The 15,306-nt window shown below is 34.6% G+C and carries 14 protein-coding genes and 1 pseudogene; 10 read left to right on the top strand and 5 right to left on the bottom strand.

Annotation, left to right across the window (positions count from 1 at the left end):
- Positions 1–35: 35 nt before the first annotated feature.
- Positions 36–1,823: an oligoendopeptidase F gene (gene pepF, locus ACZ76X_RS04755; protein ID WP_479849723.1), complete on the bottom strand. Its 1,788-nt coding sequence runs from the start codon at positions 1,821–1,823 to the stop codon at positions 36–38.
- A gap of 117 nt (positions 1,824–1,940) precedes the next feature.
- A complete protein-coding gene (locus tag ACZ76X_RS04750; protein WP_479849722.1) occupies positions 1,941–2,732 on the bottom strand; it encodes an arylamine N-acetyltransferase family protein in 792 nt (263 codons plus the stop codon).
- Positions 2,733–2,947: 215 nt separating this feature from the next.
- Here ACZ76X_RS04750 and amyS point away from each other — a divergent pair, with 215 nt between their 5' ends.
- Entirely contained in the window at positions 2,948–4,489 is a 1,542-nt protein-coding gene (gene amyS, locus ACZ76X_RS04745) for an alpha-amylase (protein WP_479849721.1), read from the top strand.
- Between the two features lie 83 nt (positions 4,490–4,572).
- On the opposite strand, the pseudogene ACZ76X_RS04740 reads toward amyS, so the two are convergent.
- Positions 4,573–4,659: pseudogene (locus ACZ76X_RS04740) on the bottom strand (exosporium leader peptide); the annotation flags it as partial.
- A gap of 234 nt (positions 4,660–4,893) precedes the next feature.
- Here ACZ76X_RS04740 and ACZ76X_RS04735 point away from each other — a divergent pair.
- From ACZ76X_RS04735 to ACZ76X_RS04720, 4 genes are all read left to right on the top strand, one after another.
- On the top strand, positions 4,894–5,613 hold the full coding sequence (locus ACZ76X_RS04735; protein ID WP_479849720.1) for a hypothetical protein: 720 nt from the start codon (positions 4,894–4,896) through the stop codon (positions 5,611–5,613).
- Between the two features lie 453 nt (positions 5,614–6,066).
- The gene (locus tag ACZ76X_RS04730) at positions 6,067–7,968 is read left to right on the top strand and encodes an endonuclease MutS2 (protein ID WP_479849719.1); all 1,902 of its coding nucleotides are present in this window, start codon (positions 6,067–6,069) and stop codon (positions 7,966–7,968) included.
- A 6-nt stretch (positions 7,969–7,974) separates the two neighbouring features.
- On the top strand, positions 7,975–8,499 hold the full coding sequence (locus tag ACZ76X_RS04725) for a GNAT family N-acetyltransferase (protein WP_479849718.1): 525 nt from the start codon (positions 7,975–7,977) through the stop codon (positions 8,497–8,499).
- A gap of 160 nt (positions 8,500–8,659) precedes the next feature.
- On the top strand, positions 8,660–9,370 hold the full coding sequence (locus tag ACZ76X_RS04720) for a histidine phosphatase family protein (protein ID WP_479849717.1): 711 nt from the start codon (positions 8,660–8,662) through the stop codon (positions 9,368–9,370).
- A gap of 50 nt (positions 9,371–9,420) precedes the next feature.
- On the opposite strand, the gene ACZ76X_RS04715 is transcribed toward ACZ76X_RS04720, so the two are convergent.
- Positions 9,421–10,386 (bottom strand): quinone oxidoreductase family protein, encoded by a 966-nt coding sequence (locus tag ACZ76X_RS04715; RefSeq protein WP_479849716.1) that lies wholly within the window; start codon positions 10,384–10,386, stop codon positions 9,421–9,423.
- Between the two features lie 122 nt (positions 10,387–10,508).
- On the opposite strand from ACZ76X_RS04715, the gene ACZ76X_RS04710 reads away from it, so the two are divergent.
- The 3 genes from ACZ76X_RS04710 to ACZ76X_RS04700 all read left to right on the top strand — a co-directional run bounded on the left by ACZ76X_RS04710 (position 10,509) and on the right by ACZ76X_RS04700 (position 12,710).
- A complete protein-coding gene (locus ACZ76X_RS04710; protein WP_479849715.1) occupies positions 10,509–11,402 on the top strand; it encodes a LysR family transcriptional regulator in 894 nt (297 codons plus the stop codon).
- Between the two features lie 301 nt (positions 11,403–11,703).
- On the top strand, positions 11,704–12,216 hold the full coding sequence (locus ACZ76X_RS04705; RefSeq protein ID WP_479849714.1) for a DUF2690 domain-containing protein: 513 nt from the start codon (positions 11,704–11,706) through the stop codon (positions 12,214–12,216).
- A gap of 17 nt (positions 12,217–12,233) precedes the next feature.
- A complete protein-coding gene (locus ACZ76X_RS04700; RefSeq protein ID WP_061659197.1) occupies positions 12,234–12,710 on the top strand; it encodes a DUF2690 domain-containing protein in 477 nt (158 codons plus the stop codon).
- Between the two features lie 97 nt (positions 12,711–12,807).
- On the opposite strand, the gene ACZ76X_RS04695 is transcribed toward ACZ76X_RS04700, so the two are convergent.
- A complete protein-coding gene (locus tag ACZ76X_RS04695; protein WP_479849713.1) occupies positions 12,808–13,299 on the bottom strand; it encodes a DinB family protein in 492 nt (163 codons plus the stop codon).
- Between the two features lie 184 nt (positions 13,300–13,483).
- Here ACZ76X_RS04695 and ACZ76X_RS04690 point away from each other — a divergent pair, with 184 nt between their 5' ends.
- Entirely contained in the window at positions 13,484–13,960 is a 477-nt protein-coding gene (locus ACZ76X_RS04690; protein ID WP_113710877.1) for a DinB family protein, read from the top strand.
- 219 nt (positions 13,961–14,179) lie between these two features.
- A complete protein-coding gene (locus ACZ76X_RS04685) occupies positions 14,180–15,217 on the top strand; it encodes a DUF4003 domain-containing protein (protein WP_479849712.1) in 1,038 nt (345 codons plus the stop codon).
- Positions 15,218–15,306: the final 89 nt, after the last annotated feature.

Below are 15,306 nucleotides of genomic sequence, written 5' to 3'. Positions count from 1 at the left end.
AAGAGAAAGAGCCTCTAGCGAGAGGCTCTTCTTTTTTATAGAGTTGAAAACTCTTCAACAAGTGAGCTAAACCGATTTAGTGCACTCTCAATCGGTTCAGGAGTAGTTAAATCGACACCAGTTTTTTTCAATAAGTTTAATGGGTAGTCTGAACTTCCACTTTTAAGGAATTCAATATAATGTTTTTGAGCATTTGGATCGCCGCTCAATAATTTATCGGCAATTTGGATTGCGGAAGCGAATCCAGTTGCATATTTGTATACGTAAAATGGACGGTAGAAATGCGGTATTCTAGCCCATCCGTATTTTACTTCTTCGTCAAATACGAGGGAGTCGCCATTATACTCTCTAAACAAGTTTTCATAAACTTCGCTAAAGACTTGGGCATTTAATGGTTTACCTTGCTGCGCCATTTCATGTGTGATTTTTTCAAACTCAGCGAACATGATTTGTGTAAAGAAAGTGCCTTTAAATTTATCGATGAAATGGTTTACTAAATGATTACGTACATTAGCATCTTTTGCTTCTTTTAATAAATGATGAATTAATAATACTTCATTTACTGTAGAAGCGACTTCTGCAACAAAAATAGTATAGTGTGCAGAAATTCTTGGTTGGTATCCGTGTGAGTAGTGCGTATGCATACCGTGTCCACATTCATGAGTGAGAGTGAAAAGGCTATTTAAATCATCGTGATGATTTAAAAGAATGAAAGGATGAACACCGTACACACCAAAGTTATAAGCACCGGAACGTTTTCCTGGCGTTTCTCTCACATCAATATAACGTTTATCTTTAAAGCTTTTTAATGTTTCAATATATTCTTCACCTAATGGAGCTAGTGATTCAATCATGATGTCAAACGCTTTGTCATATGGAATGTCTTGTTTTACACCCGCTACTAAATCAACGCTCAAATCGTACTGGCGTAGTTCATCTACATTTAATTTTTCTTTTCGAAGTTCATTATAAGTATGTAGTGATTGAATGTTTTTTTTCGTCGTATCAATTAAATTTTCATATACTTCTTTTGGAACCATGTCGCCAAATAATGATTTTTCTAAAGCTGATGGATAGTTTCTTAGCTTTGAAACAGTAACATTATTTTTAATAGCAGCAGATAAAGTAGAAGCGATAGAATTTTTTAATTGTACGTATGGCTTGTAATAAGCTTTATAGGCTTCTTTACGTTTCTCGCGATTCTCATCTTCTATTAACTTTGCATACATCCCGCGTGTTAAATTTACTTTTTCTCCATCATCATTTGTAATTTCTCCAAATAGTATATCTGCATTATTTAACATGCCGTATGTATGCTGAGGAGAGGAAAGTGCTTCACCCATTTGTGATAAAATCTCTTCTTGGTCCTTATTCAATACGTGTTTTTTATAACGATATAATTCAAATAAGTCTTCTTTATAATATTGTAAGCCTTCTGCTTCTTCTATGTAAGAATGTAATGTGTCTTCATCTATGCTAAGTAAGAATGGAGAAAAGAAAGATTTAGCCGCACTTACTTTCACGTGCAATTGTGACACTTTATCAACAAGAGATTGAGCGTCAGTATCACGCGTATCAAGATCAGATTGTAATCGTGCATAAGCAAACATTAAAGATATGATGCTAGATATTTCTTCGCTCTTTGTTAAATAGGCTAATAAACTATTGCCATCGTGAATGTTTCCATTAAACTCGTGTAATTCATTCGTTAATACTTCAATTTTATGAAAATCGCTTTCCCAATCTTCAATGGTATCGTAAATATCCGTTAAATCCCATTTCTCTTTCTCATCTACTTGTAGTCGCTCTTTAAGTTCAGTCATAATCATTTCCTTTCTAAATATGTAGTTATATTCCTATATAACTATGAAATACAACAAATTGCAAAAAATCCCTGCTGAAAATTGAAAAGCCTTGCTAAAATGGCAAGGCTTGAAAAATTATAATGTAATTCCGAATTTTGAATGTAAAAGATTTTTATATTGCCCATTTGTAACGTTTTCTTTCGTTTTTTTACCGTTTTTTGCTATTGTCAGACTATCCTTCGTTAATGATGCATGCCCATCTTCAGTTAGTTTTACAATAAGAGGTACTTTATTAAATGGTGAGCCATCATGTTCAACGATAATTTTTTGTGCTGCATTTGCTTTTTCTTCAGTGACTTCTTCTAAATAAAATGCATAGCCTAACGTCCAATCATCAGCAGAAGATTGATCCAAAAACTCATTATTTTTACGCATCTCTAAAGTATAGTTTCCTTTTTCGGTTATTTCTTTACGAATACGATAATCTCCTGTAACGGAGTGAATGACTTCACCTGAGAAAGGAATAGGTGCAAGAGGTAAGTATGATCCAAATCCCACTTCAATTAAATAAAGTTCATTATGATATGTTAAAACGGTTGCGATATGGCCAGAATCAACAGCCCATGTAGAATTTGCAGCATTGTACACTGTTCCTGAAACGAGATGAACATCGAATCCAGCGTCTTTAAGGAAGTAGTACATAGTAGGATTAAGTTCATAACAAAGACCGCCACGGTTGTTTACTAAAATTTTTTCTTCTAGATTTTCTTTTGATATTTCTGTAAAGTTGTTTTCGAGTATATTTAAGTTTTCAAAAGGGACAGTTTGTGCCATTGCGTACATAATGTTAGGTAAATCTTCAAATGAAACGTTGTCTTTTTCTTCTATATGTATTCGTGCGAAAAATTGTTTTTGAAAGTCGGTCATAGAAATCCCTCCGTCATGCTTTTATAGATAAATTGTAAACAATCTTGAATAAGATGTGAAATAAAACTACTTTGAAGTATTTGCTAAATATGTGAGGTTAGACTGAAAAATAACGTGGGAGAGTGAGAGATTGCTACTTTACTAATTGCAGAACGAATATTATAATAATTCCGATAAACTATGCAAACGTTTTCTTGAAGGGGGATGGTGTAAATATGTTGAAAAGAATAATAGTAGTCGGCTTTTCGGTTGTTTTGTTTTTACCTAGTATATATGGGGGGAGTAAAGTGTATGCAGATACAGTTAACAATGGAACGTTAATGCAGTATTTTGAGTGGTATGCTCCGAATGATGGGAATCATTGGAATCGTTTGCATTCGGATGCTGGAAATTTAGCTCAGAAAGGAATTACATCTGTGTGGATACCGCCTGCATATAAAGGAACTACGCAAAATGACGTAGGATATGGAGCGTATGATTTATATGATTTAGGAGAATTCAATCAAAAAGGAACGGTGCGGACGAAATATGGGACAAAAGCACAGTTGAAATCTGCAATTGAAGCTTTACATAAGCAAAACATCGATGTATATGGCGATGTAGTTATGAATCATAAAGGTGGAGCAGATTATACTGAAACTGTAACAGCTGTTGAGGTAGACCGTAACAATCGAAATATTGAGGTATCAGGTGATTATGAAATTAATGCATGGACAGGGTTTAACTTTCCAGGGCGTGGCGATGCTTATTCTAATTTCAAATGGAAATGGTATCATTTTGACGGAACGGATTGGGATGAAGGAAGGAAATTAAATCGAATTTATAAATTTAGGGGGATAGGTAAAGCGTGGGACTGGGAAGTGTCTAGCGAGAATGGAAATTATGATTATTTGATGTATGCAGATCTTGATTTTGATCATCCAGATGTTGCGAATGAGATGAAAAATTGGGGAACGTGGTATGCGAATGAATTAAATTTAGATGGCTTTCGTTTAGATGCTGTTAAACATATTGATCATGAATATTTACGCGATTGGGTAAATCATGTCAGACAGCAAACAGGAAAAGAAATGTTTACGGTGGCTGAATATTGGCAAAATGATATCCAGACTTTAAATAATTATTTAGCGAAAGTCAATTATAATCAATCTGTATTTGATGCACCACTGCATTACAATTTTCATTATGCTTCAAAAGGAAATGGGAATTATGATATGAGAAATATTTTAAATGGAACAGTAATGCAAAATCACCCTACACTTGCAGTTACTCTCGTTGAGAATCATGATTCTCAGCCTGGACAATCATTGGAGTCTGTAGTAAGTCCGTGGTTTAAACCGTTGGCATATGCATTTATTTTAACTCGTGCAGAGGGCTATCCTTCAGTTTTCTATGGTGATTACTATGGTACAAACGGAAATAGTAGTTATGAAATTCCAGCGTTAAAAGATAAAATTGATCCGATTTTGACGGCACGAAAAAACTTTGCATATGGTACGCAGCGTGATTATTTAGACCATCCAGATGTAATTGGATGGACAAGAGAAGGTGATGGTGTACATGCGGATTCTGGTCTAGCAACATTAATCTCAGATGGGCCAGGAGGATCAAAGTGGATGGAAGTTGGAAAGAATAACGCAGGAGAAGTATGGTACGATATGACGGGTAATCAAACAAACACTGTAACAATTAATAAGGACGGATGGGGGCAGTTCCATGTAAGCGGAGGATCAGTTTCCATATATGTTCAGCAGTGAACTGGTGATAAAAAAAGAGGAAGACTGAAATATAAGTCTTCCTCTTTTTTTATATTGTTATCATTTCTATTTTTATAAATGAACTAGTCGACTTTTAAAACAACGAGAGGTGCGTTGGAATAAATAATGTCACCCGTGGCTTCTCTTATTCGTACTCGAAGAATATCTCCTTACTGTGAGTGCTATAGAACTAAATATTAGTATGTTTTTAACGTAATTTTTATAGATATTATATTTGCTTTACGATAAAACAATTATAGTGTAAAATTACACTATAATTGTAAAGTTACAATAAAAAGTGTTTTTACACTTGTGGTTATAAGCAGAAGTTCTTTATATAAATCGTAATTTAAAATCAATAAGGACATTTCTGTATAGGCAGTAGTAGCAAAAGGAGAGGTAATATGAAAAGAACAATAATGAAATATAGCATAATGTTTAGTTTATTCCTATTAACATCATGTGATATATCGGATAAAGAAATGGAACAAAAAGCACAAAGTTATACAAAAGCTGAGTATGGTATTTCTGTAAAACTAGATCGAATTGAAATACCCGACCTAGGTAAGGATTTTTTAGGTCCAGACACACGAACAGCTTATGTACAGCAAGTAGATGAACCGCATTTACACTTTCAAATATCCTTCGATGGACGAAGCTCTCCAAAGGTAAACAATGATAACTATAAAATAAAAAAAGGAGCGAATGATTTACGAGAAAGATACAATACATATTATGAAGAAAAAGGAAATAATACTATACTTACTTTTGAACAAATGCAGACGGGGGATATTGTTTTCGATAAGGATGCAGAGAAAAGAATAGTGAAGAAGCATCCGAAGCATTATGTTACGGCAGTTTTCAAAAGTAATCTCTTGTTGGACGTAAACAACCGTGTACATATGGAAACATTAGCGGAGGTTGCAAGAAATATTCAGGAATTTAATAAAACAATTGAAAATAGTAAGAGTAGCGTGGATGATATAACGATTCAGTTGCCAAATGATAATAAGGATGTATTACAACATATTCCGGTAGATTATATAGTAACGGCTGAAGAGGCAAAAAAGACACTTGAGAAAAATGTTGATTATATGAAAGCTTTACAATCTGTAAGGAAATAGTCTGACACCTTTACTTCTCAAGAAACATATAGTATGATGATTTCAGTAAATTAGATTTCAATGACTATAATATAAATTAATGAGAGGTGCTTTTTGTGAGTGCGGTAGGTACTAAATAGGAAAAATTTAATGAAATAAATCGGATAAGAGCAGGGGATTTTTATGTATACCATACCCCTAATTTTGTCATGGATTTATTTCGAAACCTATGAAGATACCTACAATACTTTATAAAGCGTGTAATAAGGGGATTGCCATCTGTTTTTTATGGCTTATTTCCTCATATGTTATTACTCATGCCTTGTAAATGTAAAAGCTGCGGTATCCCCGCAGCTTTTTTGTGTATATTTTTAATGTATAAAAATGGTAATTGAATCATGTAGAACTCATTGGAATCTAATGAGTAGGTATCTTCATTTATGATAGAAATCAATCATAGTGAGGAGAAACAAAATGAATACGATGACTTTTGAAAAGTTACAATATAACGAATTAAAGGATATAGTGAAATCTTATTGTGTAAGTGGATTGGGTAAGGAATTATTAAATAAATTAGAACCAAGTACGAATATAAAAGTAGTGAGGAATCGCTTGAATGAAACGACGGAAGCACGAGCTATATTAGATGCAGAAGGGCATGTTCCTTTTTTTGGTATTTCAAATATCGCAAGTACGATTCAAAAATTAGAAAAAGGAATGATTTTAGATCCTGAAGAGTTAGTAAGCGTTTCAGATTTTTTACGTGGCTGTAGGAAGATTAAAAAGTTTATGTTAGATAAAGAATTTTTTGCGCCAGTATTAGCTTCTTATGCAAATTCAATGACTGAATTTAAAAGTATTGAAGAGGAAATTAATTTTTCAATAAAAGGAAATAGCATTGATTCTGCCGCTAGTAAAGAGTTAAAACGAATTCGAAATAACATCGATTCTGTAGATGGAAAAATAAAAGAGCGTTTAACGAAGTTTTTAAATAGTAGTGCAAATAAGAAGTATATTCAAGAATTCTTTATTAGTAAGAAGGATGATAAGTATACGATTCCAATTAAATCTTCTTATAAAAATCAAGTTGCGGGAAGTATAGTTGAAGCGTCTGCAAAAGGTTCTACTGTATTTATAGAACCACACACGGTTACAAAGTTAAATGGGGAACTCGCAAGTTTGAAAGCAGAAGAAGCGATGGAAGAGTATCAAATTTTAGCGACTTTATCAGGAATGGTGTTAGAAAACATTTATAGTATAAAGATTAATGTGGAGTTAATTAGTCAATATGATATGGTATTTGCGAAAGCGAAGTTTAGTAAATCAATCGATGGAATAGAGCCGAAATTAAATGATCATGGCTACATGCATTTAGTAAATTGTAAGCATCCGCTTTTAAATGGAAAAGTAGTACCGTTAAACTTTGAAATCGGTCAAAATTACCGTAGTTTAATTATTACAGGACCAAATGCAGGTGGGAAAACAATCGTGTTAAAAACAATTGGATTGTTAACATTAGCGACAATGTCAGGCTTGCACATTGCCGGAGATAAAGAAACAGAAATTGCTATTTTCGAAAATGTGTTTGTAGATATTGGTGATAATCAAAGTATCGAAAATGCATTAAGTACATTTTCATCTCATATGAAAAATTTATCTGAGATTATGAGGATGTCAAATAATAATACGTTACTATTATTTGATGAAATAGGAAGTGGGACCGAACCAAATGAAGGGGCAGCACTTGCAATTTCTATTTTAGAGGAGTTTTACCTTGCAGGATGTATTACAGTTGCGAGTACGCATTATGGTGAAATTAAACGCTTCTCAGAAATGCACGATGATTTTATGAACGCAGCAATGCAATTTAATAGTGAGACACTAGAACCGCTTTATAAATTAGTAATCGGTAAATCAGGTGAAAGTAATGCACTTTGGATTGCGAATAAAATGAACGTAAGAGAGCGTGTACTGCAAAGAGCGAAGGCGTATATGGAAAATAAAGAGTACGCTCTAGAAAAAGTGAATGAAAGTAAAATTAGAAAACCGAAATTCCTGCAAGAAAAAAGAGAAAACCATTACGAGTACAAAATTGGCGATCGTGTAAATTTATTGGATTATGATGATTTTGGTATTATCTATAAGGAAATAGATAATTTCTATAACGTCGTTGCATATTATAACGGTGAATTTGTTGAAGTAAATATAAAACGTATTACGTTAGATGTAGCGGCAAAGGAATTATACCCAGAGGGATACGATTTAAATACACTATTTGTCGATTATAAAGAAAGAAAAATGCAGCATGATATAGAGCGGGGATCGAAAAAAGCGCTTCGTAAAATCCAAAAAGAAATAAGAAAGAGTAGAGGATAATATAGAATGGTAACGATTAGAAAAGAGCAAAAAAACGATTATAGAAAAACAGAAGAAGTTGTACAGCAAGCATTTTTACATGAAGAATTTAGCGATAAAACAGAACATGAATTTGTGAGTCGTATTAGAAAATGTGATGCATTTATTCCAGAGTTATCAATCGTTGCAGTAGATAAAGAAATAGTCGGTCACATTATGTTATCTAAAATTACGATAGAACAAGGTGGAACTTTTGTGGAATCGTTAGCACTTGCACCGGTTTCAGTTGCTAGGTGTCATCAGAAAAAAGGAATCGGCGGGAAGCTTATTGTAGCTGCGTTAGAAAAAGCGAAAGAACTTGGATACGGATCAGTTGTAGTATTAGGACATCCAGAGTACTATCCGAAATTTGGTTTTAAGAAAGCAAGTGAGTGGAATATAAAAGCACCATTTGAAGTGCCAGATGAAGTGTTTATGGTGATTGAGCTAAGTGAGAACGCTCTGCAAGGTGTAGAAGGAATTGTACAATATTCGAGTGCATTTGCTGAGTAGGAGTATCAGTTAAAAAAATGTAATCATAAAAGATGCTATCTTTTTGTAGGGATATACAGAAAGATAGCTTTTTTATTAAACAAATGTACTTACGTATATTTTGCTCAATGAATAATTAAGGTGGTAAAATTGACATAGAAATGTAAAGGGAGAGAATTGAATGAAGAAGCGAGAAACAGATAGCAATGAGAATGTAGTTACGTTATATGTTACGAGACACGGTAAAACAATATTAAATACGAATCATCGTGCGCAAGGGTGGGCAGACTCTCCGTTAGTAGAAATAGGTGTGGAAGTTGCCTCTAATTTAGGAACGGGATTAAAAGATATTCATTTTGCGAATGCGTATAGTAGTGATAGTGGCCGAGCGATTGAAACTGCTAATTTAGTATTAAAATATAGTGAGCAAACAAAGTTAAAACTTGAGAAAAGAAAAAATTTACGAGAATTAAATTTTGGTATTTTTGAAGGTGAAAAACTTGAAAATATGTGGGATGTGGTTGGAAAAGCTGCGGGCGTTGCATCACCAGAAGAACTTATGAAGTTTTCTATTCAAGAAGTGATTAATCTTATTAGAGCAGCAGACCCTACGAAACAGGCAGAAGATTGGAAATTATTTTCTACTCGTATAAAAGAAGAGATTGATAAAATTAGTGAAGAATCTGCTGCAAATGGAGGCGGCAACGTTTTAGTTGTCGTTCATGGGCTTTTAATTACTACCTTAATCGAAATGTTAGACAGTAGCAAAACAAAACTTGGGGTAGAAAATGCTAGTGTGACGAAAATTGTATATAAAGACGGAACATACACAGTCGAGTCGGTTGGAGATATGAGCTACGTTGCAAAAGGGAAAGAAAGTGTGGAAATATAAAAATAAGAAAAGGAAGGTAGAGAAATCTAGCTTCCTTTTTATTTTGTTAATTATGGGATCAATAAAATCTTCCCAGTACTTTTTCTGCTCTCTAATAATTCATGTGCAAGAGCACCATCTTGTAAGGAGAATGTAGTAGGGCTCGCAATATTTAATTTGCCAGTAGCGATCCAATCAAATAATTGAGTAGAACGCTTTTTACGTTCTTCATACGTAGTAAGCACGTTCCAAAGGTCTCCGCCAGTTAAAGTTTTCGAAGTATCCATCAGCATACGCGGATCAACAGGCGCAGGATTACCACCGGCCATTCCGTAAAATACGACAGTGCCACCAGTTTTAGTAGCGCTAAAACTATTCTCTAATGTAGAACCTACTGATTCATATACCACATTTACTCCATCACCGTTTGTTATTTCAAGTACTTTCGCAGGCCATGCTTCCGTATATAAAAATACGTGGTCAGCACCAGCTAATGTAGCTATTTGTACTTTTTCTTTTGATGACGTGAGGCCGATTACTGTTCCGCCTAGTAGTTTAATGATTTGAATAAGAAGTTGCCCAACACCACCAGCTGCGGCATGTACTAAAGCTATATCACCTTGTTTTATTTCATAGCTATCTTTCGTTAAATAATGTGCTGTTAATCCTTGTAATAAGACAGAAGCGGCTGTTTCAAAAGAAATAGAATCTGGAAGTATAATTGCTTTCTCAGACGGAACAGCAACTAGTTCTGCATTAGCAAATGGTACATCAGCAAATGCAATACGATCTCCAGGATTAATATTCGTAACGTCAGCTCCTACTTTTTCAACAATGCCAGCCCCTTCATAACCTAATATATACGGCGGGTTGCCAGCGAGATGATAATCACCGCGGCGTCTATAAATGTCGGCGAAATTTAAACCGATTGCTTTCGTACGGACGAGAACTTCATTTGGATTTATGATTGGATCATTTAGTTCTTTATATTGTAGTACATCCGGATTTCCAAACTGTTCAAAACAAAGTGCTTTCATATGGAATACCTCCATTTTATTGTTTGTCGATGCTTTTTATCATACAATACAAATATCAATAGACAAAGAGGATTATTTCGATGAAATCAATCGGAAATATCGATTGAAAAGAGGGACGATAAATGGAGATAAAACAATTAATTACATTTAAAATAGCCGCGGACACTTTGAATTTTACGCAAACTGCGAAGAAATTAAACTTTGCTCAATCAAGCGTAACAGCGCAAATTAAAACATTAGAAGCTGAGCTCGGTACGCCGTTATTTGAAAGATTAGGAAAACGCCTTTTCTTAACTGAAGCAGGCAGGAAGTTTCAACTATATGCCGACAAGATGATCGCACTCAGCAACGAAGCGAAAATGGCTGTGAAAGATGATGAAGAAATAGCAGGTACGTTAATAATCGGTGCGCAGGAAAGCCAATGTACATATAGACTTCCTTCTATATTAAAGAGGTTTAAAGCACAATTTCCTCAAATAAAGCTTATATTTAAACCGGCGCATTCCAATAAAGATGCGAAAGAACAATTGATGGAGGGAAAAGTCGATTTTGCCTTTATTTTGGACGAATGTAAAACAGAAGATACTTTACATGTGGAGCCGCTTATGAAAGAAGAATTAAAAATAGTAGCTGCTTCAGGGCATCATTTACTCGAGAAAGCTTCCATTTCTACAAAAGATTTAGAAAGTGAGACGCTGTTGCTAACAGAGCTAGGGTGCTCGTACCGGACTTTATTTGAAGAGCTACTTCGTACAGAAGATGTGTATCCAGCAAATAAAATTGAGTTCGTTAGTGTAGAGGCAATTAAACAATGTGTTATTGCAGATTTAGGAATAGCTGTTTTACCAGCGATAGTAGTAGAAAAAGATATACGAGAAGGGACGATAAAAGAGTTACATGTAGAAAGTGCAATCTCACCAATTTACACACAAATTGCATGGCATAAAGATAAATGGATGACAGTGCCACTGCAGCAATTTATTGATGTAACGAGGGAGTTTCTTACAACGGATTAAGTGGAGAAATATTTATTTTATATAGTAGTAAAAATGGAAATTTTGTATAAAGAACCGATGCTTGCATGAAACGAGTATCGGTTCTTTTATGTTTTAAATAAAGGATGCTATAAAATGTGTATTTCTCAACTTTTTTTCTTAGATGGATACGTAAATTTCTTCGTATATTCCAATAATCATAAGGAAATTTACAACGTTTATTGGTTTCTGTAAGATGCCTCTAGGAAGTATGAAAGGAGGGGCGTACATAGGGGATAGATTGTCTTTATTATACGTACTTATTTTGAGGGGGAGATTTAAAATGTTTAAAAAGCTAATGAAAGTATGTGCGTTAAGTGTAGTGAGTGTCGGGGGATTATTTAGTTTTCAAGAAAGTACATTTGCAGCTACTGATTTAAGTAGTTATTATGACGGGAAAAATCCAGCAACAACAAAGGTATACGGGGGAAGTACAACGTGTGATGCTGATGGATTTAATGCAAAGTCTACAGCCGTGTACGAAGGTAGTAAAAAAGTAGGAACAGTCTATTTACGTTACAGTAATAAATGTCATGCAGCATGGTCTAAGCTTGTTTTAGATCAACCAGCACCTTCTGTTTCTGGAGGAGTATATGCTTACGCTGTTATTAATAAATATAAAAACGGTGTATTCCAAAAATCAGTAGATTCTAATAGTGGTAATGGAGCAATAAAAACAGGTCAAACGAGCACGTATACAGGAATGGTATTTGATTTAACTGCTGATTTTGGTTATACAGCTGATGCCGAAGCGGTGACGATTAATAATGGTTACGGGAAAACTGGACGTTATTAATAAGGGAGCAGAGTGCTATGAAACTTTTAAAAAAGCTGAGCGCATGTTTTTTTCTATCTTTGCTCGTTTTAACTAGTATGTTTAGTACGACTGGTAATGAAAAAGCATATGCAGAAGACCATTCGTATGATGGGAAAAGTCCGTATTACAATAGTTGTGACCAATCCGCAGTAACGAAAGAAAAGAAATGGATTGATTCCAATTCTTATGTGGAATTAAAATTTAGCACGACGTGTAAGACAGCGTGGGCAAAAGTTACTGTAACCCGCCCAGCAGTATATAATAATGAAGCTGATGCAAGAATTGTAAGAAAAACAGATGGAAAGGCATACACTTGCGGCAGTGCTGGAGGAAATGGTGTTGTAAATAAAGGGCAAACATCATGCTATACACCAATGGTATACGATTTAGATCCAAGAAAGGCGCAAGCGCAGGGGAAACATGCCATTCCGAATAGTGATGCATATAATTATGCTGAGACTATTTGGTATTGATCATATTATAAAAAATTAAGATAGCATATTTAAAGAGCATGTTTTGAGTGGTTTTCAAAGCATGCTCGATTTGTATTCTTTCTAAGTTTTTAGGTAATCAACTAATAAGGTCCGTATTAGGAGGAGTATATCCAAGGTGACGAGCCATCGATACAATTTGTCCTTTATGATGAAATTCATGTGTCTCTGTATGAGTTAAAAGCCATAGCGGTGTTGTGCTCCAAGGTTCTTTTTGCCATTTTACTTCATTTGCTATATTTTCGAGCCAGCGGTCATTGTATTCATCTAAAAAACGTTGTACAGTCTCATCTACTAACTTAAATCTAGCACGGACTTTCTCCACATCTGTATGCCCAATTTCATCATCACTAGCAAATGAAAAATCTGCTCGCTTTTGCTTAAATGCAAATGATCCAAGCCAGTATCGATAGCAATCAGCTACATGAATATGCGTCTTTATAATGCTACCGCTCCCGAAATTTGGAACAGTACTATGTAATTTTTCTAGTGGGATTTCTTCCAAAAATGAAAATAGAGTTTCTCTTGTAGAGCTAATAAGATTATATTGCTGTTTTAAAACATGTAACATGTGATTAACACTCCTCTTTTATTTACTAAACTATTTGTGTAGTAACTAATTCTATATGTACGAGAGGTGAACCTTTTTATTATTTTTACTAAGCATATTAGATGTATTTCTCCATTGTTTCTGATAGATTAAACAAGGTGAAACTTTAATAAATTGACCATTCTTAGTTCATAATAAATGGTACATGAAGAAGGAGAACGATCAAATGAATAGACTAGTTGGTTTAAAACAATTTGAAATAACGCGTGGGGAATTGCTTAAATTTATGGAGACGCTAGACGATAAAACTGTAGATACACAGCCAGAGGGTTTTAACAATACAATTCGCTGGCATATCGGTCATGTATTAACGGCAGCAGAAGTTTTCATGTTTGGAAAAGAATTCAAACAATTACCAACTGAATATCCAGGTATGTTTGGGTATGGATCAAGACCATCTAAATGGAAAACAGAGGGGCCGTCATTGGAAGTGTTAGCAGCTCAATTAAAAGAACAAGCAAAACGTATTAACGAAATTCCAGCAGAAGCATTTGAAAATAAACTTCCAGAGCCATTCCTAGGATTGGAAACGGTAGGTGAGCTTTACGGCATGATGCTTTATCATGAAGCTGATCATATTGGGCAAATGAAGGCGATGGAGCGTATTATTAAAGCTCTTTAGTTGTAATTGCATGTAAAAAACGAAATTACACCTGTATTGTGAAATAATATAACGACAAAAAGGATAGATAATTTATTATCTATCCTTTTTGTCGTTGCGCTTAAAGGGGGTATAAGCGCTTGCAATCTTGATACTGATAAAATAGGAATAGTTATTATATTTGCTTTACATAATAGGAAAATATTGAAGATAATACAGAATTAAGGTTGTGAAACCTGCATGAAATATAAGTATAATAAAAGAGAAGAACTAGAAATAGGGGTGAATACTATGATTACATTAGAACAAAAGTTGGAGCAATACACACATACGTATACACAGTTAAAGCGAGAACTAAAATGGAAAACGAGTGATTCTCGAACAGGTATGATGATTGCTGCTATGTATACAGGTAGTGATAAATTGTTTGATCTCGGACGTTTTTTAGAGATTAGTAGTTATATTAAAAATCAAGTAGGGATGTTTTCATACTTAAAGTCTTATCATCGCTTTGTGGTGGCCGCAACTTTAGATATTCACTTTACAGATTACAAGAAGGCTTTTCGGAAGTTTTTAGATTTATATGAACAATTGGTTGCTGGTGGTTTTAGTCGGAGTATATTTACTTATCTCGCAGCATCTGTGCTTTTAACAGAAGAAAATGAACAGCATGGCACGCACATTCAGCGTTCGATGCAAGTATATAAACGGATGAAAGAGGATCACCTTTTTCTTACAAGTACAAATGATTACCCACTTGCAGTTTTACTAGCAGGACAATCAGAGAATGTAGAAACACTTATGGACCGTGTAGAACGTCTGTATCAGAAACTAGCGAAAGCTGGTTTGCGTAAAGGGAATGATCTTCAGTTTTTAAGTCATATCCTTTCACTAAAGAAGGATGTTCGTGAAGAAATGTTAGTTGCAACATGTACAAACATATGGAATTCGTTAAAAAAAGAAAAGGTAAAAGTGAAACAGATGCATTACCCAGCCATAGGGCTACTAGCGTTACTTGAGGATGGAGAAAAAGAGATTCATTCTATTACAGCGTTGATTGAAAAATTGCAGGGAGAGAAATTATTCCGTTGGCATACAGACACGAATATTCTTATTGCTATTCAATTGTTCGTAAGTCAGAAAGGTGAGGAAAGTAAAGCTACTAACACAGGTTTACAAACAATGATAGAAGTCCTCATACAAGCACAACAAGCAGCTATGATGGCAACGATTGCCGCTTCATCTGCAGCAACCTCTTCAGCTACTAGTAGTTCATAATGTGTAACTGCTTATGCTCTTGTAATGTATAACTCCTTTGATAAGGACGGTAAAAAAGCCCATCACTCTTTAATGAGTGATGGGCTTTT

It is taken from the genome of Bacillus sp. BC05(2025) (genome assembly GCF_056725905.1).
Note: the sequence above shows the minus strand (reverse complement) of the source record. Positions and strands in the feature narration are given on the sequence as shown.